The 24,986-nt window shown below is 69.7% G+C and carries 19 protein-coding genes and 1 tRNA gene; 10 read left to right on the forward strand and 10 right to left on the reverse strand.

Going from position 1 to position 24,986, the window contains the following annotated elements; all coding sequences use genetic code 11:
• Positions 1-8 precede the first annotated feature (8 nt).
• The 6 genes from BM140_RS06960 to BM140_RS06980 all read left to right on the forward strand — a co-directional run bounded on the left by BM140_RS06960 (position 9) and on the right by BM140_RS06980 (position 10,579).
• The gene (locus BM140_RS06960; protein ID WP_091943432.1) at positions 9-2,843 is read left to right on the forward strand and encodes a DUF4159 domain-containing protein; all 2,835 of its coding nucleotides are present in this window, start codon (positions 9-11) and stop codon (positions 2,841-2,843) included.
• Positions 2,844-3,126: 283 nt separating this feature from the next.
• Positions 3,127-5,217 (forward strand): hypothetical protein, encoded by a 2,091-nt coding sequence (locus tag BM140_RS06965; RefSeq protein ID WP_091943434.1) that lies wholly within the window; start codon positions 3,127-3,129, stop codon positions 5,215-5,217.
• Between the two features lie 117 nt (positions 5,218-5,334).
• Positions 5,335-8,631 (forward strand): hybrid sensor histidine kinase/response regulator, encoded by a 3,297-nt coding sequence (locus tag BM140_RS06970; protein ID WP_091943436.1) that lies wholly within the window; start codon positions 5,335-5,337, stop codon positions 8,629-8,631.
• Positions 8,632-9,169: 538 nt separating this feature from the next.
• Positions 9,170-9,532 carry a phage holin family protein gene (locus tag BM140_RS06975; protein ID WP_244535330.1) on the forward strand — a complete coding sequence of 121 codons (363 nt, stop codon included), beginning with the start codon at positions 9,170-9,172 and terminating at the stop codon, positions 9,530-9,532.
• 80 nt (positions 9,533-9,612) lie between these two features.
• Complete coding sequence (locus tag BM140_RS25775) at positions 9,613-9,783, forward strand: hypothetical protein (RefSeq protein WP_165616410.1); 171 nt, start codon at positions 9,613-9,615, stop codon at positions 9,781-9,783.
• Between the two features lie 127 nt (positions 9,784-9,910).
• Complete coding sequence (locus tag BM140_RS06980; RefSeq protein ID WP_091943440.1) at positions 9,911-10,579, forward strand: hypothetical protein; 669 nt, start codon at positions 9,911-9,913, stop codon at positions 10,577-10,579.
• A gap of 52 nt (positions 10,580-10,631) precedes the next feature.
• Here the strand turns inward: BM140_RS06980 and BM140_RS06985 are convergent, their stop codons facing one another.
• Positions 10,632-11,705, reverse strand: coding sequence for a hypothetical protein (locus BM140_RS06985; protein WP_091943442.1), 1,074 nt, complete (start codon positions 11,703-11,705; stop codon positions 10,632-10,634).
• Positions 11,706-11,848: 143 nt separating this feature from the next.
• Between BM140_RS06985 and BM140_RS06990 the strand changes: the two genes are divergently transcribed.
• Positions 11,849-12,952: a YheC/YheD family protein gene (locus BM140_RS06990; RefSeq protein WP_131803753.1), complete on the forward strand. Its 1,104-nt coding sequence runs from the start codon at positions 11,849-11,851 to the stop codon at positions 12,950-12,952.
• Here the strand turns inward: BM140_RS06990 and BM140_RS06995 are convergent.
• From BM140_RS06995 to BM140_RS25345, 3 genes are all read right to left on the reverse strand, one after another.
• On the reverse strand, positions 12,947-13,195 hold the full coding sequence (locus tag BM140_RS06995) for an acyl carrier protein (RefSeq protein ID WP_091943446.1): 249 nt from the start codon (positions 13,193-13,195) through the stop codon (positions 12,947-12,949). The two genes, BM140_RS06990 and BM140_RS06995, sit on opposite strands and share 6 nt — an antisense overlap.
• Positions 13,196-13,695: 500 nt before the next feature.
• Positions 13,696-13,851 (reverse strand): DUF3309 domain-containing protein, encoded by a 156-nt coding sequence (locus BM140_RS07000; protein WP_091943448.1) that lies wholly within the window; start codon positions 13,849-13,851, stop codon positions 13,696-13,698.
• 592 nt (positions 13,852-14,443) lie between these two features.
• A complete protein-coding gene (locus tag BM140_RS25345; protein WP_131803754.1) occupies positions 14,444-14,755 on the reverse strand; it encodes a hypothetical protein in 312 nt (103 codons plus the stop codon).
• A 172-nt stretch (positions 14,756-14,927) separates the two neighbouring features.
• Here BM140_RS25345 and BM140_RS07010 point away from each other — a divergent pair, with 172 nt between their 5' ends.
• A complete protein-coding gene (locus tag BM140_RS07010; RefSeq protein ID WP_165616411.1) occupies positions 14,928-15,827 on the forward strand; it encodes an aKG-HExxH-type peptide beta-hydroxylase in 900 nt (299 codons plus the stop codon).
• 6 nt (positions 15,828-15,833) lie between these two features.
• Positions 15,834-19,184 (forward strand): AMP-binding protein, encoded by a 3,351-nt coding sequence (locus BM140_RS07015; protein ID WP_131803756.1) that lies wholly within the window; start codon positions 15,834-15,836, stop codon positions 19,182-19,184.
• Positions 19,185-19,518: 334 nt separating this feature from the next.
• Here BM140_RS07015 and BM140_RS07020 read toward each other — a convergent pair.
• The 6 genes from BM140_RS07020 to BM140_RS07045 all read right to left on the reverse strand — a co-directional run bounded on the left by BM140_RS07020 (position 19,519) and on the right by BM140_RS07045 (position 23,551).
• A tRNA-Gly gene (locus BM140_RS07020) sits at positions 19,519-19,593 on the reverse strand.
• A gap of 101 nt (positions 19,594-19,694) precedes the next feature.
• Positions 19,695-20,174, reverse strand: a complete 480-nt coding sequence (locus BM140_RS07025; RefSeq protein ID WP_091943457.1) for a hypothetical protein — start codon at positions 20,172-20,174, stop codon at positions 19,695-19,697.
• A gap of 9 nt (positions 20,175-20,183) precedes the next feature.
• The gene (locus BM140_RS07030) at positions 20,184-21,809 is read right to left on the reverse strand and encodes a hybrid sensor histidine kinase/response regulator (RefSeq protein ID WP_091943800.1); all 1,626 of its coding nucleotides are present in this window, start codon (positions 21,807-21,809) and stop codon (positions 20,184-20,186) included.
• A 231-nt stretch (positions 21,810-22,040) separates the two neighbouring features.
• Entirely contained in the window at positions 22,041-22,325 is a 285-nt protein-coding gene (locus BM140_RS07035) for a hypothetical protein (RefSeq protein WP_091943458.1), read from the reverse strand.
• A 441-nt stretch (positions 22,326-22,766) separates the two neighbouring features.
• Positions 22,767-23,009: a hypothetical protein gene (locus BM140_RS07040; RefSeq protein ID WP_091943459.1), complete on the reverse strand. Its 243-nt coding sequence runs from the start codon at positions 23,007-23,009 to the stop codon at positions 22,767-22,769.
• A 131-nt stretch (positions 23,010-23,140) separates the two neighbouring features.
• On the reverse strand, positions 23,141-23,551 hold the full coding sequence (locus BM140_RS07045) for a flagellar biosynthesis repressor FlbT (RefSeq protein ID WP_091943461.1): 411 nt from the start codon (positions 23,549-23,551) through the stop codon (positions 23,141-23,143).
• A 204-nt stretch (positions 23,552-23,755) separates the two neighbouring features.
• Between BM140_RS07045 and BM140_RS07050 the strand changes: the two genes are divergently transcribed.
• Entirely contained in the window at positions 23,756-24,931 is a 1,176-nt protein-coding gene (locus BM140_RS07050) for a flagellin N-terminal helical domain-containing protein (protein ID WP_091943463.1), read from the forward strand.
• Positions 24,932-24,986 lie beyond the last annotated feature (55 nt).

The raw sequence follows: 24,986 nt of genomic DNA on the forward strand, positions 1-24,986 counted from the left end.
AACGGTCCGTGTTCGGGCTCCCCCTCACCTTCGCCGCCCCGCTCGCGCTGGCCGCCCTCGTGGCGCTGCCGGCGCTGTGGATCCTGCTGCGGGTCACGCCGCCGCGCCCCCGCCGCATCAGCTTCCCGCCGCTGGCGCTGATGGCCGACATTCTCCCGAAGCGCGAGACCCCCGCCCGCACCCCGCCCTGGCTGCTGATCCTGCGGATTCTGGCCGCCGCCTGCCTGATCCTGGCCGTCGCCGGCCCGGTCTGGAATCCGTCCGGCATCGGCGCCGCCTCGGGGCGTACTCCGCTGCTGCTGATCCTCGACAACGGCTTCACCGCCGCCCACGACTGGCGCGACCGCCTGCGCGCGGCCACCGACGAGGTCGAGGCCGCCGCCCGCGACGGGCGCCCGGTCGCCCTGGTGGCGAGCGCGGAAGCCGCCGCCCCGTTCGAGGCGCGCCCGCCCGCCGCCGCCCTGGAGCGCCTGCGCGCGATCAAGCCGCGCCCGCACCTCGCCGACCGCGGCGCGCATCTGCCGTCGATCGGGACTTTCCTGGAGAAGACGCCCGGCGCCTCCATCGTCTGGATCGCCGACGGCGTCCGCGGCGCGGGCGATACCGATTTCGCGAAGGCGCTCGCCGAGCTCGCCGCCAAGCAGGGCAGCGCCGTCACCTTGCTCAAGGCCGACCGCCCGCCCGCGCTCGCCATCGAGGGCGCGCCGCAGCAGCCGGGCGAGAAGCTCACCGCACAGGTGTTGCGCGCTGCGCCGAACGGCCGCGACACCGGTCTCGTGCGGGCGCTCGACCAGAAAGGCCTGCCGCTCGCCGAGAGCCGCTTCACCCTGGAGCCGGAGGCCCGCGAGACGACCGTGACCTTCGATCTGCCGGTGGAGCTGCGCAACGCCATCGCCCGCTTGGAGATCGAGGGCGAGGGCTCGGCCGGGGCCGTGGTGCTGATGGACGAGCGCGGCCGGCGCCGCCGGGTCGGCCTCGTCTTCGGCGGCACTCTCGATCAGGCCCAGCCGCTGCTGGCGCCGACCTACTACCTGGCGAAGGCCCTCTCACCGTTCGCCGACGTGCAGCAGCCCCGCGGCGGGCAGGGCACGTCGGAGGCCATCGGGCAGATGCTCGACAATCAGGTCTCGGTGCTGGCGCTCGCCGATGTCGGCGCGCTCGACGAGCGCACGCTGGCCCGCGTGGAACAATTCGTGGACGAGGGCGGCCTGCTCCTGCGCTTCGCCGGCCCGCGCTTGGCCGCCGGCAACGATCCGCTCGTGCCGGTGCGCCTGCGCCGCGGCGGGCGGTCGCTCGGCGGCACGCTCTCCTGGGACCGGCCGAAGACGCTCGCGGCGTTTGCCCCCGAGAGCCCCTTCGCCGGCCTCGTGCCGCCCGCCGATATCGGCATCCGCCGCCAGATCCTGGCCGAGCCGGACGGCGATCTTCCGGGCAAGACCTGGGCGGCCCTGCAGGACGGCACGCCGATCGTCACCGCGCAGAAGCGGGGGCAGGGGCTCGTCGTGCTGTTCCACGTCACCGCCGACACCACGTGGTCGAACCTGCCGCTGTCCGGCCTGTTCGTGGACATGCTGCGCCGGGTCGTCGGCCTCGCCGGCCCCTCCGCCAAGCTCGCCGAGGGCGACGGGCGCCAAGCCAAGGCGGCCTTGCTCGCCCCGCGCCTGACGCTCGACGGCTTCGGCGCGCTGGGCTCCCCACCCGCCAGCGCCACCGCGGTCCCGGCCGATTTTTCCGACCGCGCCGGCCCCGAGCATCCGCCGGGCTTCTACGGCGCGGCGGAGGGCGGCATCGCCGTCAACGCGCTGCGCCCCGGCGACCGGCTCGAACCGCTCGACATCGCGGCACTCTCGGGCGCCCGGATCGGCTCGCTCGCGGGCGCCGAGACGGTGGACCTGCGCGCCACCCTGTTCACCCTCGCGCTGCTGCTGCTCGCCCTCGACACCCTGGCGGGCCTCTGGCTCGGCGGCTTTTTGCGCGGCGCCAGTCGCTTGTCGCGTGGGCGCGCGGCGCCGGCCGCCCTCGTCCTCGCCGCATTCCTGGGCGCGGGACTTCTGGCCGCGCCCTCGCCCGCCTTCGCGCAGGTGCCCGCCGCCAACCGGCCGAACGGCACGGAATCGGCCCTCAACACCCGCCTCGCCTACGTCGTGACCGGCGATTCCGCGGTCGACACCGCGAGCCGGACCGGTCTCACCGGTCTGACCCAGATGCTCGCCGCCCGCACCGCCCTGGAGCCCGGCGAGCCCGCGGGTCTCGATCCCGAGAAGGACGAACTGGCCTTCTATCCCCTGATCTACTGGCCGATCGTCGCCGGGCGCCCGCAGCCGAGCGAGGCGGCGATCCGCAAGATCGACGCCTTCATGCGCAACGGCGGCACGGTGATCTTCGACACCCGCGACGCCCAGACCGCCCGCGCCGGCGGCCCGCCGACGCCGGAGACCGCTTATCTCCGCAAGATGCTCGGCACCTTGGAGGTGCCCGAGCTGGAGCCGGTGCCGCCCGACCACGTGCTGACCAAGGCGTTCTACCTCGTGGACAGCTTCCCCGGCCGCTACGGCAACGGCCAGACCTGGGTCGAGACCATCCCTCCCGCGGCGGAAGGCGGCGAGCGCCGCCCGGCGCGGGCCGGCGACGGCGTCACCCCGCTCATCATCACCGGCAACGACCTCGCCGCCGCCTGGGCGGTGGGCCGCAACGGCGAGCCGCTCTACCCGGTCAACGGCGATCAGCGGCAGCGCGAGATGGCGTTCCGGGGCGGCATCAACATCGTGATCTACACGCTGACCGGGAACTACAAGGCCGATCAGGTGCACGTGCCGGCGCTGCTGGAGCGGCTAGGGCAGTGATTTCTTTGGGACAGACGCGCCGCGCCCCTAACCCTTCCCCCTCTGCGGGGGAGGGTGGCCCCCGAAGGGGGGCGGGTGAGGGGAGCCCGGCTTCCGGAGATGGCCGGTCGACGGCGGCCAAGCGGGATCGTCGCGCTGCCCTCTCCCGTCCGCTCCGCGGACACCCTCCCCCCAACCCAAGTCGGGCTTGCCCGACTTTGGCACCTTGGATGCGGATGTCGGGCAAGCCCGACATCCGTTGGGGGGAGGGTTCTTTTGTGCTTCATCCTGAAGGCCTCACCTCATGCTGAGCCTCAGCTTCACCCCCCTGGTCCCCTGGCCGGTGCTCGCCGGATTCGGCGTGCTCGCCGCGGTCCTCGTCGTCGTCGCGATCTTGGCCCGCGGGCGCACCGCGCTTCTGCGCGCCGTCGCGCTCGCCCTGGTGATCGCCGCGCTCGCCAACCCCTCCCTGGTGCGCGAGGATCGCGACCCGGTGAAGGACGTGGCCGCCATCGTCGTGGACCGCTCCGGCTCGCAGACGCTCGGCGAGCGCCCGGCCATGACCGACGCGGTCAAGGCCGAGCTGGAGCGCCGCTTCGGCTCGCTCACCAACATCGAGCCGCGCTTCATCGAGGTCGGCGACGCGCAGGGCTCTGAGGGCGACGACGGCACCAAGCTGTTCACCGCGCTGACCCAGGCGCTCGCCGACGTGCCGGCCGAGCGGGTGGCGGGCGTCGTCATGCTCACCGACGGCGTGGTGCACGACATCCCGGCCTCGCTGGAGACGCTCGGTTTCAAGGCGCCGCTGCACGTCCTCGTCACCGGGCGGCCCGACGAGCGCGACCGCCAGATCCGCATGCTGGAAGCCCCCCGCTTCGGCATCGTCGGCAAGGACGTGACCATCCGCGCCGAGGTGATGGAGCGCGGCGGCACCGGCACCGCGACCGTCAGCGTGCGTCGCGACGGCGAGGAGATCGACCGGCAGAGCATCGCGACCGGCACGCCGTTCTCGCTGACGACGCATATCGAGCATGGCGGCCCGAACGTGGTCGAGATCGAGGTCGAGCCGCTGCCGGGCGAGCTGACGACCGTCAACAACCGCGCGGTGCTCCCCATCGAGGGCATCCGCGAGAAGCTCAGGGTGCTGCTGGTCTCCGGCGAGCCGCACCAGGGCGAGCGCACCTGGCGCAACCTGCTGAAGTCGGACGCGAGCGTCGATCTCGTCCACTTCACGATCCTGCGCCCGCCGGAGAAGCAGGACGGCACGCCGATCTCGGAGCTGTCGCTGATCGCCTTCCCGACCCGCGAGCTGTTCGTCCAGAAGATCAAGGATTTCGACCTGATCATCTTCGACCGCTACGCCAACCAGAGCGTGCTGCCGTCGGCCTATTTCGACAACATCGTCCGCTACGTCCGCGAGGGCGGCGCGCTGCTGATCGCCGCCGGCCCCGAATTCGCCGGCCCGGCGAGCCTCGCCCGCACACGGCTCTCCGCGGTGCTGCCGGGCGACCCGTCGATGAAGGTGGTCGAGCAGCCCTACAAGGCCGCGCTGACCGACACCGGCCAGCGCCATCCGGTCACCCGCGCGCTGCCCGGCTCGGAATCGAACCCGCCGGCCTGGGGCGACTGGCTGCGCATCGTCTCGGCCCAGACCCGCGCGGGCGTCCAGCCGATTATGTCCGGCGCCAACGGCCTGCCGCTGTTGGCGCTCTCACGCGAGGACAAGGGCCGCGTCGCCCTGATGCTGTCGGATCAGGCCTGGCTTTGGGCCCGCGGCTACCAGCAGGGCGGCCCGTATCTCGATCTGCTGCGGCGGCTGGCCCACTGGCTGATGAAGGAACCGGCCCTCGAAGAGGAGGCGCTGCGGGCGCAGACGACGGGCCGGGGCCGCGAGGTCCGCGTCGAGCGCCAGACCATGGCGGAAGAAGCCGGCCCCGTCACGATCACCGGCCCGACCGGCAAGGAGCGCACGCTGACGCTCACCAAGTCCGAGCCCGGCCTGTTCAGCGCCACGTTCGAGGCCGAGAGCCTCGGCCTGCACACGTTGCGCTCGGGCAACCTCGTGGCCTTCGTCAGCGTCGGCCCGGCCAACCCGCGCGAACTCGCCGACGTGTTCAGCGACACCGAGCGCCTCAAGGGCGTAGCCGAGGCCTCCGGCGGCACCATCCGCCGCGTGGCGGCCGCAGGCGGCGGCCTCGACGTGCCGCGCCTCCAGATCACCCGCGGCGGGCGCTTGGGCGGCGCCGACTGGATCGGCTTCCGCCCGAGCGACAGCGCCACGATCCGCGGCGTCGAGGTCTATCCGCTGGGCATCGGCCTGTGGGCGCTCGCCGCGCTCGCGGCGGCCGTGCTGGCGATGTGGCTGGTGGAGGGACGCAGGGGGCGGGCGGCGTAGCCTCCGGCTCAAAGGCCGCGCGGCGATGTCTCCCGAAAGCCAACCTCCCGGCTTATCGGCCAATTGTCCGTGAGCGGGAGTTACACGGGGGCCTCTCACCTGTGTAAATCCGGCCGCATGACCGACCTCCCTCCCTTCCTGGCCGGCGGCGGCGAGGCCGCCCGCATGATCGCCGAGCGCGATTGGTCGGGTCATCCGCTCGGGCCCCCGGAGACGTGGCCGGAATCCCTGCGCACGGCGCTGAGCCTCGTCCTCAACTCGCCCGAGAGCATGATCCTGGCCTGGGGGCCGGACCTGCATTTCTTCTTCAACGAGACCTACTTCCCGCTACTCGGCCCACGGCTCCCCTGGGCGATGGGCGAGCGGTTCGATCGTGTCTGGGCCGACGGCTGGGAACAGGCCAAGCCCATCATCGACGAGGCCTTCGCCGGCCGCAGCCGCCGGTTCGAGGACCTGCCCTGGAAGCTCGCCACCGACCGGGGCGAGGCCGACACGTGGTGGTCGTTCTCCTACTCGCGGGTGCTCGACGGGGAGGGCCGCATCGCCGGCCTGTTCATCTTCACCAACGAGACGACCAAGCGGGTGCGCGCCGAGGAATGCCGCCGGGCGGTCGAGGCGGAGTTGCGGGCCGAGCGCGACCGGGCCACGGGCGTGCTCGACAACATGGGCGAGGCCTTCGCGCTGCTCGACCGCGACTTCCGCATCCTCGACATGAATGCCGAGGCCCTGCGCATGGACACGCGCCCGCGGGAGGCGGTCGTCGGGCGCATCCAGTGGGAGGTCTATCCCGACATGGACCCGGAACTGGTGCGCCTCCAGCGCCGGGCCATGGCCGAGCGCGTCCCCGTCGTGCTGGAGCACCGCTACGTCTGGCCCGACGGCCGCGCCGCCTGGATCGACATGCGCGCCTACCCGGTGAGCGAGGGGCTCGCGGTGTTCTACCGGGACGTCACCGCCCGGCGCGAGGCCGCAGACGCCTCGCGCCGCAGCGAGGCGCTGCTCGCCGCCACCCTCGACGCGCTCCCCGTGGGCGTCATCATCGCCGACGCGCAGGGTAGGATCGTGCGCGACAACGCCGCCAACCGGGCGATCTGGGGCGTGCCGCCGGAGACCCCGGACTGGACCGGCTACGGTGAGTGGAAGGGCTACTGGCCCGAGACCGGGCAGCGCCTCTCCGCCGAGGAATGGGGCATGGCCCGCGCGCTCCTGCACGGCGAGACCGTGCGCGGCGAACTGGTCGAGATCGCGCCGTTCGACGGCGGCCCCCGGCGCCAGTTCCTCAACAACGCCGCGCCGATCCGCGACGCGTCCGGCGCCATCGTCGGCGGCGTGGTGGCCGAACTCGACGTGACCGAGCGCATCGCCGTCGAGCGGCGCCTGCGGGAGAGCGAGGCGCTCGCCCGCGAGCATGCGGAGCGGGTCCAGTTGGCGTTGGCGGCGGGCGCCATCATCGGCACGTGGTTCTGGGACGTGACCGCCGACCGCTTCACGGTGGACGAGGCCTTCGCCCGCGCCTTCGGCCTCGATCCGGCGCTGGGCCGCGTGGGCCTCAGCCTGGAGCAGGTGGTCGAGACCGTTCATCCCGACGACAAGGCCGGGCTCGCGCGGGCGATCGAGACGGCGATCGAGCGCGGCGGTGCCTATGCCCACCAGTACCGGGTGCGGCGGGCCGACGGGCATTACTACTGGATCGAGGCCAACGGCCGGGTCGAGCACGGCCGCGACGGGGCCCCGACCCGCTTCCCCGGCGTCGTCATCGACGTGGAGGAACGCCGCGCCGTCGCGGCCGAGCGGGACCGCGCCAGCGCGCTCGCGCGGGAGAAGGCGGTCGAGTTCGAAACGCTCGCCGACAACATCCCGGTCCTGTGCTGGATGGCGCGGGCCGACGGGCACATCTACTGGTACAACCGGGGCTTCTACGACTACACCGGCACCGATTTCGCCGACATGCAGGGCTGGGGCTGGGACGTGCTGCACGATCCCGCCCTGCTGCCCGCCGTGACGGCGCGCTGGCGGCACTCGATCGAGACCGGCGAGCGCTTCGAGATGACCTTCCCGCTCAAAGGGGCGGACGGTGTCTTCCGGCCGTTCCTGACCCGCATCGTGCCGATCCGCGACGAGGCGGGCGCCGTGGTGCGCTGGTTCGGCACCAATGTCGACATCACCGAGCAGCGCGCGGCGCAGGACGCCCTGCGCGAACTCAACGAAACGCTGGAGGAGCAGGTCGCCACCCGCACCCGCGCCCTGATGCAGACCGAGGAGGCCCTGCGCCAGTCGCAGAAGATGGAGGCGGTGGGCCAGCTGACCGGCGGCATCGCCCACGACTTCAACAACCTCCTGGCCGGCATCTCCGGCTCGCTCGAACTGATGCAGACCCGCATCGGCCAGGGCCGGCTCAAGGACGTCGACCGCTACATGGGCGCGGCGCAGGGCGCGGCCAAGCGCGCCGCCGCGCTGACCCATAGGCTGCTCGCCTTCTCCCGCCGCCAGACGCTCGATCCGAAGCCCACGGACGTGAACCGTCTCGTCTTCGGCATGGAGGAACTCATCCGCCGCACCGTGGGGCCGACCGTGACGATCGAGGTCGTGGGCGCCGCCGGGCTCTGGCCCGCCTTGGTCGATCCGCCCCAGCTCGAGAACGCGCTGCTCAACCTCTGCATCAACGCCCGCGACGCGATGCCGGAGGGCGGGCGCATCACCATCGAGACCGCCAACAAGTGGCTCGACGAGCACGCCGCCCGCCGCCACGACATGCCGGCCGGCCCCTACCTGTCGCTCTGCGTCACCGATACCGGCACCGGCATGAGCCCGGACGTGATCGCCAAGGCCTTCGATCCGTTCTTCACGACCAAACCCACCGGCCAGGGTACGGGCCTCGGCCTCTCGATGATCTACGGTTTCGCCAAGCAATCGGGCGGGCAGGTGCGGATCTATTCGGAGGTCGGCCAGGGCACGACCATGTGCCTCTACCTGCCGCGCCACCACGGCGCGGCGGTCGAGCCCGAGCCCCTCGGTCCCCTGGTCGATGCGCCCCGGGCCGAGCAGGGCGAGACGGTGCTCGTGGTCGATGACGAGCCCACCGTGCGGATGCTCGTCACCGAGGTGCTGGAGGATCTCGGCTACACCGCGATCGAGGCCGCCGACAGCGCCTCGGGCCTGAAGGTGCTCCAATCCGACGTGCGGATCGACCTCCTCATCACCGATGTCGGGCTGCCGGGCGGCATGAACGGCCGCCAGATGGCCGATGCGGGCCGCGTGTCGCGGCCCGCGCTGAAGATCCTGTTCATCACCGGCTATGCCGAGAACGCCGCGGTCGGCAACGGCCATCTGGAGCCCGGCATGGCGGTGCTGACCAAGCCCTTCGTGGTCGAGACCCTGGGTCTCCGGATCAAGGAGATGATCGCCCGCGGCTGATCGATCCGAAGCGGCCTCGCGCGATCTCGATCCGGCCGCGGGGCCGAGATGGGATCGGTGGGACTTCCGGACCTGGGCTGTCGGGGGCCTCGCGCTACATTCGGAGTGCAACGTGATGCCGCGGAACCGTTGCCCGTTGCGCGGGCGATCATCGCGCCTCGTCCCGAAAGGGGGTTTCCGGCTTTCGGGACGATCCGGCGCGATCCGCTGGCCAAACAGACTGGTGTTCGTTTCGAGATGGTCGGGAAGTTTAGGGAAATGAACGGCCCGCTCCGTGTCACGAAGGTCGGCACGCCGCCGATCTTCCGGAATGCCTCCGGGGCTGCCGGCATCGACTTCCTTCCCGAGCGTGGCGGCGGCTCATACCGATCGGCGATGATCCTGACGCATCGCCGATTGCCCCCGCGACGGCGGGGCGGCGGGCGTCCGCCGGACGCACGCAACAGGACCCTCGGTCCTGTTGCGTGCCGCTTGGTATCGGACATTCGGCTCCGCAACCGCCCCGATTGCACGCGCGATGGGCATTGAAGCGGTGGCCGTGAACGAGCCGAGATCGGATCGGCCCCGGCCGGATGCGGACCTGCGCACCACGCCGGCCTTGATCGTGGCTGCCATACGCGACGCCGGCACGCAGTTCGCCGACCTGCTCCGGCTGGCCAGGATCGAGGTTCGCGGCAACCTGCGGGCCGTCGCCACGCTCGCGGTGCTGTTCGGCGGCGCGCTGCTGCTCGTCCTCGTCTCGCTGGTTCTGTTGCTGATCGCGCTGCGGGACGCCATCGCGGTGCTGACCGGCTCCGACATCCTGGCCGGAGCGATCGTGGCGCTGCCCTTCCTGTCTGCCACGGCGATCCTGCTGCGGCTCGGCTTTCGGAGGATGGGCCTGCGATCGGTCGGGGCGTAGGCGCGGCTGGGATCGGCACGGCTCATCGGTCCGTGCCGAACCTGTCGGCCCGACACCGGGTTGGCCGAGGGGAGGTTCCCATGACCAATACGACGAAGCAGACGGACGATCGCAAGCCGCCCCAGACCGAGGCGCCGGACCGCCCGCGCCTGACCCCGCAGGGGCACAGCTCCGGCACGGCCTCGGGCGAGGACGGCACGGATCCGCAGGGCGGCGCCAAGGAAGGCCAGGGCGACAAGGCCGAGGGATAGGGTCCATGGGTCCGGTCACGGGGCCGGACGTGGGGAGGCGGACCTTCACGATGGACGAGACGAGGAGGGCCGGGCCATAGTTTCGACAGGCGAGGTCGCCCAACTTCCTCCGGATCTCGCCGAGAAGGTGCTCGGCAGCTTCTCCGAGGTGCCGCCCAGGATCGCGCGGCCCGCCGGACGGCTCACCCTGTTCAACGAAGGGGGCGGCCGGACGCCGATCTTCTGGTGCTTCAACCATTACGCGGAGCCGGTTCTGCTCGCCGCCCGCCTCGGGGCCGACCAGCCGCTCTACGCGATGCACTCGTTCCAGGGCATCCTCGTCGAGGGTGACGAGAAGCGGCGCCACGGGCCGGCGCTCGCCCGGCTCTACGCGGAGGAGATCCGGGCGATCACGGGGAGCGCGCCGATCCTGATCGGCGGGAATTGCCAGTCCGCCCCCATCATCGAGATCGCCGCGCGCACGATCGCGGCGGGCCGCGCACGGCCGCCGCTGCTGACGATGCTGGAGAGCGAGCCCGCGCGGACCTATGACGGGCCCCTGCTGATGCTGTTCGGTGACCGCAGCGAACGCTACAACCCCTTCCTCAGGCGGGGTGACCCCGTCGCCCGCTGGCGGAGCCGACACCCCGAATTCGCCTGGGGGATCGTACGCGGCGCGCACGGCACCTATTTCCGGGAACCCGGCGTCGGCGACCTGGCCGGCTTCCTGCGCCGCGCCGTCGATGCGATGGAGCGAATGGATCGGCTCGGCAACGGGGTGCTGCGCCTGGACGACCTGGACCCGGACCCGGCGTGAGCGTGCCCGGTCCGTTGGGCGGCCCCTTCGGCGACTGCACCGGACGGCTCGGCTACTTGTCCGGACGCGCCGCGCCCTGCAGAAAGGCGATGATCCGCGCCCCCACGTCCTGCGGCGCGCCGCTCCACGGATAGAGAAAATCGGCGATCCCCGGCGAACTGTTGATCTCCAGCACCCAGTGGTTCCCATCGGCGGCCGGGCGGTCGCGCTCGGTCACTATCATGTCGACGGCGCCGACCCGCAGCCGCGGGAAGGCGCGGCAGGCCTGCACCGCCACCGCGACGTAGGACGGATCGGTGCCGATCCGGCCGTCGAGGGAATCGGCGCCCCGCGTCAGGTTGGAGACGATGCCGAGGCGCACCCAGGCGCCGGACTCCGGCACGGATTCCAGGGTGAGGGCCTGCGCCGCCAGGGCGCGGTGCAGTTCGGCGTCGCGCCGGATCGGCCCGTGGGTCGCCAGGCCCGGCAGGGCCCGCCGCTCGTTGCGCCGCTCGATCAGCGCCGCGACCGTGGAGCGGCCGTCGCCCGCCGCCCCCGGTGCGCGATGGAGCTTCACCGCGACGCAATCCGGCGCGACGTAGAACAGGCGCAGCACCTCGCCCGGCAGCGCGCGCTCGACCAGCACGCCGCCCGCGATGCGCCGCGCCTTGCGGAAGGCCGCGCCCCATTCGGGCGGCGCGGCGCGCCCGATCGAGACGTATTGCCCGGCCCAGCCGCGATTGGGCTTGATGCAGACTGGACCGCCCAGCGCAGCGGCATAGGCGACGGCGTCGGCCTCCGCGTCCTCGGCGAACAGCCGCCCCTCCGGAACCGAGATGCCGGCCGCTGCCAGGATCGCCTTGGTCCGCTCCTTGTCGGTGGTGCGCGCGGCATCGGCGCCGTTGACGTGGCGGCCGAAGGGCCTGTCCGGATCGTCGTGGGCGTGCAGCAGGACGCCCTGCCGATAGAGGAAGCGTCGGCCATCGACATGCAGGCGCAGCCACGCCTCCGGCACGCCGCGCCTCGCGCCCACGACGATGTCGGTCTCGACACCCCCTCGCCGCGCGGCGAGGCACAGAGCCGCGGCATCGGGGCCGATATCGTCGTGCCGGTTGGCGAGCGCCGCATCGGGATCGGGGAGCTTCATGGCGCCGTCCAAGGAATCCCGCCTGCACGACAGGGAATGCGGTCGGGCCAGGGGCGTTCTATCCCGGTCAGACGGCAGACTCGTGGCGCTCCGACCGGGCACCCCGCCATCCGGTCGGCGACATGCAGAGCAGCGGAGTCACCGTGAGCGTTCCCCCGTCGTCACAGGCCCGGCCCCTGCCGCTCGTCGGCGTCCTCGTGTTCGGAAGGGCACCGCGGCTGCATCTGCTGCCCCTGCGCCTGCGCGCGCTGGCCGCGGAGGCGCTGATGCAGGGCGCGCGCCTCGTCTTGCTCAATTCCGACGACTGCAACCCGGAGACCGGGCGGCTGGAGGGGGAGACCTGGGAGGCCGGCGCCTGGGTGAGCGCGTCCGTGCCGCTGCCGGACGTGGTCCTCGTCGTCACCAACCCGCTTCAGGAGCGGCATCGCCGCGTCGATCGCTGGATCCGCGGCGCCGTTCCGGTCATCCGCGACACCGGCCCCGACAAGCTCGTGCTGCCGGCCCTGCTGACCGCGACGCCGCTCGCCCGCTACGTGATCCCGCAGGATACGGTCGATCCCGAGGCCCCGGCCGAGCGGATCGAGGCCTGGATGGCCGCGCACGGCGACTGCGTCGTCAAGGCGGTCGACGGCAAGCGCGGGCACGGCATCCACCGCCTGCATGCGGGATCCGGCGCGGGCTGGTGCCTGCGCAAGGACGGCGCGGTGACGGCCTTCCCCGATCGCGCCACGGCCGCCGCCGCCGTGGCAGCCCGGATCGCCGGGCGCCTGCGCTACCGCCGCTACATCGTCCAGCGCTACATCGTCTCGACGAGTCCAGATGGGCGCGCCGCCGACCTGCGCCTCCACCTGCAACGCGACGGGCACGGCGCCTGGGGCGTGACCCGGCGCTATGTCCGCCTCGGCGAGGCGGGGCAGGCGGTGAGCAATGTCAGCCGCGGCGGCTATCAGGGCCCTCTCGACGGCTTCCTGGCGACCCGGAGGGCCCGTCCCGCTGCGGAGATCACGGCGGAGGCGGACGCGGCGGCGCTCGGCATCGCGGCGGCCATCGAGGCGGCGCAAGGCCATACCCTGTCGGAGCTCGGCGTCGACCTCGCCCTCGACCCCGACGACCGGCTCTGGCTCATCGAGACCAACACCCGGCCGCAGACCAGCCTGCACGAACACGATCGCGCCGTGCGCACCATCGCCTACGCCCTGTGGCTGGTCGCAGGGTCGCCGGCCGCGACGCTTCCGCCGCTCTCATGATCCGGCGCAGGCCCCGGGCGGGCGGCTCAGTTCGGCGATCAGTCCGGCGACCGTCTGGTCGCCCTGCAAGATCAGGTGAGGATCGACTTCGCGGCCGAAGGTCCGCTCGAAGGCGAAGGTCATCTCGACGGCATCGATGGAGTCGAAATCGTAGACTTCCATCGGCTCATGAAGGTCGAGATCGTCCGCCTCCCGACCGACGACGGATGCGACGTAGTCGATGATCCATCGGCCGACATCCATGCCCGACAATCCTCATGCTGTCCCGCCCGGGACGCGCGACGAGGCCATGGGCTTCGGCGCGGACGGAAGGCCGTCCCTTCGCGCCCCGCCCACCCTGTAGCGCCTGACGGTTGCGGCGACGAGGCCGGACGAGGAGGGCGCCGAATCTGCCTGCCCTCCCGTCGGCTTCCCGTATCGGTCTCCGAGAGGCGGGTGCGCGAGACCGCGGCGCAGTCCCGCATCCTCAATGCCGGAAAGCTCCGTCATGAGGATGACCCGTCATCGATCCGACCGGGCGCGGACCTCCTGCGCCATGTCGCGGATGCCGATGCGGTCGGTCCCGGGGGAGACGTCCCGGTCCTGCATCGATGAGACCGATCGGTCTCGCAGCCTGAGCGGACGACTCAGACCAAGCGGCACGGAACCGGACCGATGGTCCCGTTCCGTGCGTCCGGCGGACGCCCGTCGCCCCACCGTCGCGGGGCCAATCGGCGATGCGTCAGGATCATCGCCGCTTGGTGTCAGATTCGTCCGGTCACGAGCAGCACGATGAGAATGATGAGCAGAATGCCGCCCAATCCGAAGCCGGGTCCACGATAGGCTCCGCCGCCGAGGAAGCCGCCACCGCCGAACGCGAGAAGGATGAGCAGGATCAGCAGAATGGTCGTGACGGACATGAGTGGCGCTCCTCACGCTCCCGCATCATCGCTTGAGCGTGACGCCTAACGATTGCCGTCACACAATCGTTGCAGGCGGCCGAGCGCGCCCGCGCCCGACCTCGTCATGCCGCTGCTCAGGGACGCTTCGCGCCGCACCCTTCACGGCTTTGCCGGAGAAGCCTGTTCCGTCGAACCGGTTTCCCTTGCCGCCGTCCTGAAGGACGTGCCCTCCGGTCTAGCGCGGGGCCGTGGCCGCGCGTCGTGCAGGTTGTGAATCTGATGCCTTGCGTCCGCTAAAATATCTATCAATCGGCAAATTCATATCGCTCATTTGCCTGCATCGCTGGGGCGATTTGAAATACAGGGTTCAATTTCGAGGTTCGCAGGGTCGTAGCTCGGCCAAATCCGGAGCGTCCCAGAATATTCCACGAAACTTCCTCCCGCCGCCGATTTCATCTTTGGGCGCGAGGGCGCCAAGGCAATCTTGCGACAGTTGCTGGCAAGATTGCCTTGCCTCTTGATTTTTCCTGATATGAATTCGGACCGATTTGAAATCGATATCGGCTTGATCTTGAGCGATAGGGCTGCCGGTTAGGAATTTCGAAAAATATCACGAGAGTAAATCATTGCCGTGAATGTCGGTGCGCTTTTGCTGCATCATGAGCGTGCAAACCATTTGATTTGCCGTCGATTCGGGCGCCGCAAGCTGCGTCTTCCTTGACATCGCGAGCATTTTCAGAAACGGTCGAGCTTCTTCACTGAGGGGACCGTTCATATGCAGCCCAACCGCGTTCAGGATGAGGCCGAGATCGTCGGCGGCCAAGCGACGCTTCTCGATCTGCGCCAGCTCCTCGGTTTTCGCGATCTCGAAGGGGTCGGCGCCAGCGAAGAAGAGATGGCGGCCGCACTCGACGCCGCGCACGTGAAGATCGGTGAGACGCCCCCTCCCTCCCCGTAAGGTAAACTTCGATTTTTTCTGCTGTCCGGCGGCGATGCAACGATCGCCGCCGATCTGATTGGCGAGTGTCGAATTGTTTCGTCCGACGGCAGGACTCGATCACGATCACATCGTCAGAGAAGAGCTCGCGGCAAGCTTGGCGTACGTCGCCTCGAATGCCGCGAGCCTTCTCGAAGGCTCCGGAGTCGATCCGATCCAGGTCGATCGCGACGTCCGTGAGCATCGCTTGGACCCTACGGTCTTCGCCCGCTACTACGAACTCGTTCTCTCGCTTCAGCGCGGCCAACGGGACGAGGCACAACGTCTTTATCGCGAAATCGCCGATCGGTCCCGCGGGGCGGCGGCCTTCGCGGTTCTGCCCTTCGGCGAGCGCGATTTCGGGCCGGAGGCTGAACGCTACCAACGCTGGCTGAGCCCTGGACAGACAGGGAGCGGGCTTGTCCGAGCCCCCGTAAAAGAGGACTGGGCCGCCTTCTCCGCCGGAGTGCCGGCCGCACTCGCGCTGATCGCTGCGGCCGATTCCGACCTTGCGGCCGAACTACGCTCGTGCGTCGTCCGCATCGTCGGAGCATCCGACAACCCGGAGGGGCCGCGCTCGTTCGGTGGCGCATCCTCGTTCATGCTCTGGGGCGCGGTGTTCCTCAATGTGGCTCTGCACCGAACCCGTACGGAGATCGCCGCGGGCCTCGTGCACGAGAGCGCTCATCAGGTGCTTTTCGCCCTGTCCTGCCGGGAGCCGGTCGTCGCGAATGCCCTCGATGCGCGCTTCGCCTCTCCGCTGCGACGCGATCCGAGACCGATCATTGGGGTCTATCACGCCACCTTCGTCTGCGCCCGCATGGGCTACGCCTTCCGGGCCATGCTGGCGGGCGCGTGCGGCCTGGCCCGCGACGAGCGGGCCGACCTCGGCGATCAGCTCGACAAGGCCCGGGCCGACTTCGCTAAGGGATTCGTGACGCTGCAGGAGAGCGGCCATCTCACGGATCTGGGGCGTCGTCTTCTCGACGAGGCGGCGGCCAGCCTCGAGGTGGACTGAGCGGTGGTGACAGGCGATCCGGCCCTCAGCTTCGCTCAGGGCCCGCAGGCCAACCTCGACCCTTATGAGGGGATGACCCTCACCGAAGCGCTCGCGGCGCGCGTGGCGCGCGCCGCGGAAGCCCGGTTCTCCAGCATCGGCGACGACGGCGTCCGCGCGGAGAGCTACGCGGCGTTGTGGTCGCGGTCCGGCCGCATCGCCGCCGCGCTGACGGCGCTCGGCCTTCCGCCGGGCAGTCCCATCGCTCTCCTCACCGACGACGGACTGGATTTCATCCCGGCCTTCTGGGCCTGCCTGCGGGCAGGCCACACGGCCGTTCCGTTGATGAGCGCGGCGGACGCGCTTCGCACCAGGGGGAACGCTTCCGCCTTCACGCTCGCCCTTACCCGCGCTTCACCGGCGGTGGTGATCGCGGATGCGGGTTTCCGGGACATCGCGCGGGCGGAGCTGGCGCACTGCCCCTGTCTCGATCCGGAGGGGATCGAGACAACGCCGCCGTTCACCGACGCAGCTGCGCCGGCCGATACGGTCCTGTTGCTCCCGACCTCCGGCACAACCGGGCAGATCAAGCTCGTCGCCCTGAGCCAAAGGGCGCTTCTCTACCGCGCCTTCACCGTGCGAGCGCCCTCCGAGACAAGCCGGGCCCATGTCAGCGTGTTTCCGTTGGACAGTACGACCGGCATGCGATGCGCTTTGCTGCAGCGGCCCGATTGGGTTCGCCTGCCGATGAGTGTCCTCGTTCGAAGGCCCGAGCGCTTCCTCGATGTGCTGGCGCAGTTCCGGGCGTCGGATGCCGGCCTCACCAACACCCTGGCCGAAATGATCCTCGCGGCGAGGGAGGGGGCGGATAAAACCTGGGATCTGCGTGGGCTGAAGCAGGTCTCGTTAGGGGCCGAAACCGTTCAGCTCTCCACGGTCCGGCGTCTCGACGCGATGCTGCAACGCTTCGGTGCGCCGCCGCGCTCGGTGCGGGCGGGCTACGGAACGACGGAGACGGGCGTCCTCGTGGCGGGCGCCGATCCTCTTGCCTGTGGAGAGGGTCGGCACAACGCCGCCGTGCTCGGTCCCTGCGCACCGAACGTCGCGATCCGCATCCTCGACGAGGCCGGTCGGCTCGTCCCGGCCGGACGGACCGGGAACATCGAAGTGAGCTGCGACGGCTCCTTCTTCTCGGGATACTGGGATTGCGGGCACCTCGATACGAGGGGGTTCACGGCGGACGGCTGGTGGCGCACCGAGGATACGGGGTTCCTGGACGACGGACGGCTGGTGCTTCAGGGCCGGACCAAGGACATCCTCGTGGTCAACGGCCGCAAGGTCTCGCTCGCGGCGATCGACGAGGCCCTGGACGCCGCGCTCCCGAACCGCCGGGCCTATGCCTGCTCGGTTCGCCACGATGACGGGCCGGCCGAGCGCCTCGTGGTCGCCGTCGCCGGTCCGGATCCCGGTACGCTTCCCGAGCCCGTCGTCCGCGCGGTCCGCGAAGCCGTCGGCCATGCGTTCGGCCTTGCCGTCGAGGCGGTGGTGCAGATTCCCACCGCCGACATCCCCACGACCGCGACCGGCAAGATCAGCCGGCACGCCCTCGCGGATCGCCTCGCGTTGCACGTGACCGTCCCGCCGCCGGGCGGCCGGACGACGGCCGCGGAGCCCGTCGCATCCGGGCAAGCGCCTGCGCGCATCGCCCGCCTCTGGGAAGCCGTCCTCGGACCCGGCAGCGCCACCGACCCGGACGCGGATTTCTATGCGCTCGGCGGCGAATCGATGCGGTCCCTGCAGCTGTTCTCCCGCCTGAGCGAGGCCTTCGGTGTCACCCTCGACCCGCGCGCCTTCTACCGGCGCCCGACGCTCGCCGGGCTCGTAGCGCTTCTGGACGAAGCCCCCGCACCCGCCGGGGAACCGGAAGGCACGCCCGACCTGTGGCCGCTGACGGCCCGCCAGCACCGGGATCTGCTCGTCTTCGTGGAGACGTGGCACGGCCGTCGCCTGACCGAAGACAGGCTGATGGTCAGCTTCAACATCGACGGATCCAAGCCGCCGATCTTCTTCGTGTGTCAGGTCGAATTCGAGCTGAGGGACTTGGCCAAGGCGCTGGGACCGGATCAGCCGGTCCACGGCTTTCGATCCGGCCACATGGTTGCCGCGCAGCAGGAGGATGCGGTCCAGGCCTTCGCGCTCCGCTACGCCGCCGATCTGCAGGCGATCCATCCGGAAGGGCCGGTTCTGCTGGCCGGCACCTGTCAGGGGGGCATCATCGCCCAAGCCGTCGCGGAACATCTGCTGCGACGGGAGCGCGACGTGCCGCTGCTGACGCTGATGGACTGGGGGTTTAGGCTTCGGCCCTATCCCGGATCCGTTCTCTTCCTCTACGGACAGGACAGCCATTTCTCGAGCCCGTACCGGCGATTCCACGAACCCTCTCGGGCCTGGAACAGGCGATACGGCGCGGTGGCGGCGGTCGCCGTACCCGGTGCGGCCTACCGGGAGCTCTTCGATGCGCCCCACGTCGCTCGGACCGCCACGGCGCTCGCCGAGGCCTGCGCGGCCGCCCTGGCTCGATCTCCGCTTCACCTGCCGGCGGAGGGCCGCCGCGCCAGCGTCACGCTCGCTTCGCCGCCGACGCATATGGCGGCCGGGCAGACGCTGACGATCGAAGTCGCCGTGAGCAACGGCAGTGCCTACGCTTGGCATGAGACCGAGCGGTCCGGCCTGATGCTGGGAAATTACTGGGTCGATTCGTCGGGGCAGATGCTTCAGCCGACCGACGGACGCAGCCTCCTGCCGCGAATCGCCCCGGGAGAAACCGTCACACTCGGGTTGACCGTCAAGGCGCCGCACCGCGCCGGACAGCTCTCGCTCGCCGTCGATCTCGTCGAGGAAGGGAGTGCCTGGTTCGATCCGGCGCGCCAGCATGGCGCGGCCGTCATTCCCGTCGCGGTCGGGGTGCCGGCCTCGGACGGCACCGTGGAGGCCTGCCCGCCCGCCCTGGAGAGCCCGCATCTCGTCATCGACGGGACGGTGAGAGCCGGGCATGTCTCGACCGACGAGCTGTGCTTCTCCGTGCCGGCCTCGGCCCGATCCGTCCGGCTCGTTTCGAGCATCATGGCGGCTGCGCCGCCCGACATCCGCACGCTCGGCCTGCTGATCACGCGGATGACGGTCGAGGCGGGCGGTTCGGTTCGGAACATCGACATCGCCGATCCAGCCCTGTCGATCGGATTCCACGAGCTTGAGGAACAGGAGGGACGAACATGGCGCTGGACGAACGGTGATGCCGTCCTCGCCCCGGAGCTTTGGTCCGGATTGAGCGGCGATTTCGTGCTGCGCATCAACGGTATCTTTCCGTCGAAAGGTTGAGTTCCCCGTTTTCCGCTCCTTCATGTATAATTTTGTTTCCGTATAGTCAATATAATCGATTTATATATAAATAAATCTATCCGGTGGCCGTAATGAAACGATAATTCAGTCACCATTTGCCATTTGCAATTGCTCGAGAGTTCGATGCTCTGTCGATTGGGTGTCCGATCTGGGCTGCCGTGAGCCGTCGGCGCGGATGCGCCCGGGCCCGCGAACGCCGTCGGATGCGGCGTGTCGAACCGCACTCCGGCTCTGAAAGTGAGACGCTGCTGTGAGATGCGCCGGCCCGAGAGGCCGATATTTCTGAAATCGGCTGACGCTTCAGCAAGTGCGTTGGAGCGGGCGATCGGGATCGAACCGACGACATTCAGCTTGGGAAGCTGACGTTCTACCACTGAACTACGCCCGCGCCGGGGACTCCGGCCGGTGCCCCGGCGAACCGGGGCCTCGCGGAGCGACGCGCCCCCTGGTTCTAAGGGTTGGCGGGCGGCTGTCCACCCTAAAAATGCGTCAGGGAGCGCTCGGACGAGTGCCTGCGCTGCGGCCGGCGATCAGCCAATAGGTCAGGCCGGACGCGGCTCCCGTCGCGAGCAGGATCGCGGAGAGCCGTGCCGCCGCCGCCGGCCCCGCGGGCGGGAGCGCCGCGCCGCGGGCGAGCCAGGGCAGGGCCGCCGTCAGCCCGGCGCCGACGCCGCCGTACCAGAGGGCCGAGCGCAGGCCGAACGTCTCGCCGATGAGCGCCGTCAGGATCGGGGGCACCACCACGAGGAGGGCGAGCGCCTGGGCCAGGAAGGCGAGCATCGACGCCGCCAGGTCCGGCGGCACGCCGGCTGCAAGGTCGGCGAGACCGGTGAAAAGCCCGGCGAGCCCCAGGCGGCCGAACGCTTCGCGCAGGGCGGGGTCGAGCAGCACCCCGCCGAGAAGCGCCAGAGCGCCGGCGGGGATTGCCATTAGAAGGGCGAGGACGACGAGGAGGATGCGGCCGAGCATCCCCTCCGGCTAGCCGACGCCGGTCGGCCCGTCGATGACCCGGCGCACCCGGCGGGCGAGCTCCATGCGCTTGTAGGGTTTGTTGATGATCTCGAACTCGGTCCCGCCCGCATCGGTGCGCTCCAGCGAGGCCTCGGCATAGCCGGTGGTGAGCAGCACCTTGATCTTGGGCTGACGCTCGCGGGCGGCGCGGGCCAGCATCACCCCGTTCATGCCGCCGGGCATGATCAGATCGGTGAACAGGAGGTCGATCCGGGCCTCGCCATCGAGGATTTCGAGGGCCGCCTTCGGTCCGTCGGCGATCGTGACCTTGTAGCCGAAATCCTCCAGGATCGTGCCGGCGGTCGCCGCCACGTCGGGCCGGTCGTCGACGACGAGCACCGTCTCGGTGCCGTGCCGGTCGGCGGCGCGCTGGGTCGGGGCGCGCTCGTCCTCGACCTTCTGGTCGGAGGCCGGGAACAGGAGGCGCACGGTCGTACCGTGGCCGACCTCGGAATAGAGCTTGACCGAGCCGCCGGACTGCTTGGCGAAGCCGTAGACCATGGCGAGCCCGAGCCCGGTCCCCTTGCCCTCGCCCTTCGTCGTGAAGAACGGCTCCATGACGCGGGTCAGGATCTCGGGCGGCATGCCCGTGCCGGTATCGGTGACCGAGATCACCACGTAGGCGCCCCGCGGCACGGTCTTGTAGAGGGCGACGTCCTCGTCCTCGATCAGCAGGTTCTCGGTTCGCACCGTCACGGTGCCGCCGTCCGGCATCGCGTCGCGGGCGTTGATCAGCACGTTGAGGAGCGCGACCTCGGCCTGGGTCGGGTCGATGCGGGTGGTCCACAGGTCGGGCGCCAGCACGGTCCTGAGCACGATCGTTTCGCCGAGCGTGGTGCCGGTCATCTCGCTCATGCTCTCGACGAGGCCGTTGAGGTTGAGCAGTCGCCCCTCCAGCCGCTGCTTGCGCGAGAAGGCGAGGAGCTGGTGCGTCAGCTTGGCGGCCCGGTCGGTCGCCGCCCGCACCGCCTCGCCGGCCCGGCGCAGGCGTGCGGGATCGATCTCGGGTCGCTCCAACTGGGCCAGGATCACCTCGTTGTGGCCGGAGACCACTTGGAGCAGGTTGTTAAAGTCGTGCGCGATGCCGCCGGTGAGCTGCCCCAGGCTCTCCATCTTCTGCGCCTGATAGAGCGATTCCTCGGCGTCGCGCCGACGCGAGACGTCGAGCTGCGAGCCGAAGAAGTAGACCAGATCGCCCTGCCGGTTGAACACGGGGCTGACGAACAGCGCGTTCCAGAACGAGGAGCCGTCCTTGCGGTAGTTCAGGATTTCGGTTGCGAACTCGCGGTGCTCGGCGATGGCCTCACGCACCTCGGCCACCGTGTCGCGATCAGTGTCCGGCCCCTGCAGGAAGCGGCAATTCGAGCCGACCAGCTCCTCGACCGTGTAGCCGGTCATCCGCACGAAGGCGCGGTTGGCGAAGATGATCGGATTGTCCGGCTGGTGCGGGTCGGTGACGATCATCGGCATCCGCGTCGTCTCGACGGCGGCGAAGAAGATGTCGTGGTGCTGATCGACGACGCCGGACGGGCCGCTGCCGGACACCGACGGGTTCTTGCCGGGCGTCTTCGGCTTCTCGGGCGAGGAGGGCATGGTCTCGAAAATCCCGCGGGTGCGCCCCACGGGGGCCGGCTCGCCTCTCAATCCGACAGCGTCGGCGGTCGTTCCACGGGGTGCGGCAACTTCGATATGCGGTCAACGACGCAAAGTTACGCACCCATCGACAGATATGTGATCGGCCGGGCAGGGAACAAAACGGATTTTTTGCCCGAAGGTCTTTGTATGACATCATACAAAGACCTTCGGGCTTCGATGGGACGATGTTCAGGAACCTCGCCGGGAGCGGAGAAAGCGCGGAATGAAGCGGCTGCGGCCGGGCGAGGCCGCCGCACCGGGTTCCTCGGCCGAGGAGCCCGCCGCGGGCCCCTCGGCTTCCGGATCGGCGTGAAGCCGGCTCAGCACGTCGGTCACGAGGTTGGGGATCGGATGGTGGCAGGCCTCCAGCAGGTGGACGGCTTCGCCGAGCGCCGTCACCTTCGCGGCCGAGGGCGGGCCGACTTCGCTCTCCAAGAGGATCCGGTCGGCCAGTTCGCCGGCCAGCCGGGACACTTCGGAGAGCCGTTCCGGGGATGGACTCGGTTCTGCCATCGGACGATCACCCCTCGACAGGCCTCGTCGGATGCGCCGGCAGGCGAGGAGGCTTCAACATAGGTTTGAGCCTGGACGGTCAAGGTCCGGCATTGGTCGAAATCTATATTGATGCCGCTGTCTCGGCAATAGAACGGCGTGATCTCGTCTCGATGCGCCCACAGGGATCGGCGAACACACTCGATTCCGGCCTGCCGCTCGAGTGCGTTCCGACGACCTGGATTGCCGGTTCGTCGAAAGAAAGCGCGGCAGGACAAAAGCTTAGAGATGCGTCCCGACCCAACGCGGTCGGGCGTCGCGCTGGAGCATCGGCCCGAAAGGCGGGAACCGGCTTTCGGAAAAAAGCCGATGCGGCCCAATAGCGTAGAGCATCGTCCTGGATCTGATGTCCAGGACGATGCTCTAGGACGGCTCGACGAGCTGCTCCAGGGCCATGAGGGCGCTGATCCGCTGCAACTCCTCTCGGGCGAGGCGAACCGCCGCGTCGAATCCGCCCTCGTCGGGAAGCCAGATCGCCCACTCGCACAGGATGCCGCCCTCGGACCCGTACTCGAAGCGCACCCGCATGCGGTCGCTGCCGCTCGTCGGGTCCAGGGTCCGCTCTACCGCTCGGACCTCGATCCACGTTTCCGCCGTCCCCGCCATCGATCCTTCACTCCGGGACATCGTCGGGCGGCGAGACTACGGGCGTCCGTCTCGGGGCGCCGCAATGTATGTAGGGGCCCGCGGACGCGGCGTCCCCCGGCGGTCCGATGAAACCTTGCCGGACCGCTGTTCTATTCCTGTCGTCCGTCCTCCGGCTTCGCCAGATGGGCGAGCAGGCTGCGCTCGTAGGCGACGAGGTCGCGGCCGCGCTTGACCGCCTTGTGATATTGCCGGGCGGACAGCTCGTCCTGGATCGCCAGGATGTAGGGAGCCATGCTCGGGGCTGCTTCCAGGATCTGGTTGGCCTGCCGCACGAACAGGTCGTCGGCCTCGGCCGGATTGTCGGCGAGGTAGATCAGCTGAAGCGTCACGCACAGACGCTTGGCGGCCGTGTCGGCCTCCGCCTCGAAGATGATCTCGCTCTCGCGCAGGAACTTGCACTGGTTCTCGATCATGAACACCGACCGCCGGTCGCCGTTGCGGATCAGGGCGCCGTTGATGATCAGCCGCTCGTTGGGCTTCAGTTCGATGCGCAGAGGCATGGTTCGCTTTTCCTTAATCAGTCGAGAGGTGTGGTCGAATGCGAAGTTTTGTTAACCATCGCGGCAATCGCCGCGGTCCGACTTGCCATTGGCGGACCAATACACGGCGAATGCATCGATCGGATTAAGGTCTCGGCAAGGCGGAGGGTGAAATATCGGGGAGCCGCCAAAACGACGGCTTTCAGACCCAATAGGATCGCCCCCATGTCCTCCGGCATCACCCTTTCCGCCTCGACCCGCCAGAACCTGCTCTCGCTGCAGGACACCGCCTCGCTCACCTCGACCACGCAGAACCGCCTCGCCACCGGCCTCAAGGTGTCGTCGGCGCTGGACAGCCCGGTCAACTTCTTCACCGCCCAGTCCCTGTCCAACCGTTCGGCCGATCTCGGTGGCCTGCTCGACTCGATCTCGAACGGCGTCCAGGCGATCCAAGCGGCCAACCAGGGCATCACCTCGATCTCGAAGCTGATCGACTCGGCCAAGTCCACCGCCAACCAGGCGCTGTCGACCCAGATCACCACCACCGGCACCGCCTCGACCGACTTCGACGGCACCGCCGCCAGCACGGTCAACCTCTACGTCAACGGCACGGCCAAGACCGCGAACATCGCCGCGGGCTCGACCATCGACGACGCCATCACCGCCCTCAACACGGCGGCCGGCAGCAAGATGTTCTCCAAGGACAAGACGGGCGACAAGATCGTCCTGAACGCCAGCGCCGACGTCGAGTTCGCCGACACCGGCAGCCAGACGGCGCTCGGCTTCACCGCCGGCACCGGTACGCCTCCCGATTACGGCACGGGCAACACGACCGTCGCCCAGGCCAGCGAACTGACCGTCGCCGGTGTCGACAACCGCAAGAAGCTCGCCGAGCAGTACAACAGCCTGCTGACGCAGATCACGCAGCTGTCGAAGGACGCCACGTTCAACGGCGTCAACCTGATCTCGAACGGTGACGACAGCAACAAGCTGCACATCGCCTTCAACGAGAAGGACACGGCCAACCTCGACATCCAGGGCCAGGATCTGACCGCGGACGGCCTCGGCCTCACCTCGATCACCGCCGGCGCCACCGGCACGGGCAACTTCCTGCTCGACGCCGACATCAAGACGACGGTGACCAAGCTCGGCAGCGCGACGGATACCCTGCGGGCGGCGAGCTCGACCTTCGGCTCGAACCTCTCGGTGGTGCAGAACCGTCAGACCTTCTCGAAGAACCTGATCAACGTTCTCGACACCGGCGCGTCCAACCTGACCAACGCCGACCTCAACGTCGAGGCGGCGAACTCCCAGGCGCTGTCGACCCGCCAGTCGCTGGGCATCTCGGCGCTGTCGCTGGCCAACCAGGCGCAGCAGAGCGTGCTCCAGCTGCTCCGCTGATCCCATCAACGCTCTCCCGTGCTTCGGTACGGGGGAGTGCTCCTCCTCAGGGGAA

This window comes from Methylorubrum salsuginis (genome assembly GCF_900114375.1).
Lineage (GTDB): Bacteria > Pseudomonadota > Alphaproteobacteria > Rhizobiales > Beijerinckiaceae > Methylobacterium > Methylobacterium salsuginis.

Bases quoted from the DNA above. Each gene is read 5' to 3' on its own strand.
- BM140_RS06965 (WP_091943434.1), top strand. From the start codon at position 3,127: ATGCTGAGCCTCAGCTTCACCCCCCTGGTCCCCTGGCCGGTGCTCGCC.
- BM140_RS25775 (WP_165616410.1), top strand. From the start codon at position 9,613: ATGACCAATACGACGAAGCAGACGGACGATCGCAAGCCGCCCCAGACC.
- BM140_RS06995 (WP_091943446.1), bottom strand. From the start codon at position 13,195: ATGGATGTCGGCCGATGGATCATCGACTACGTCGCATCCGTCGTCGGT.
- BM140_RS07050 (WP_091943463.1), top strand. From the start codon at position 23,756: ATGTCCTCCGGCATCACCCTTTCCGCCTCGACCCGCCAGAACCTGCTC.
- BM140_RS07025 (WP_091943457.1), bottom strand. From the start codon at position 20,174: ATGCTCGGCCGCATCCTCCTCGTCGTCCTCGCCCTTCTAATGGCAATC.
- BM140_RS07000 (WP_091943448.1), bottom strand. From the start codon at position 13,851: ATGTCCGTCACGACCATTCTGCTGATCCTGCTCATCCTTCTCGCGTTC.
- BM140_RS07030 (WP_091943800.1), bottom strand. From the start codon at position 21,809: ATGCCCTCCTCGCCCGAGAAGCCGAAGACGCCCGGCAAGAACCCGTCG.
- BM140_RS06985 (WP_091943442.1), bottom strand. From the start codon at position 11,705: ATGAAGCTCCCCGATCCCGATGCGGCGCTCGCCAACCGGCACGACGAT.
- BM140_RS07040 (WP_091943459.1), bottom strand. From the start codon at position 23,009: ATGGCGGGGACGGCGGAAACGTGGATCGAGGTCCGAGCGGTAGAGCGG.
- BM140_RS06970 (WP_091943436.1), top strand. From the start codon at position 5,335: ATGACCGACCTCCCTCCCTTCCTGGCCGGCGGCGGCGAGGCCGCCCGC.
- BM140_RS07045 (WP_091943461.1), bottom strand. From the start codon at position 23,551: ATGCCTCTGCGCATCGAACTGAAGCCCAACGAGCGGCTGATCATCAAC.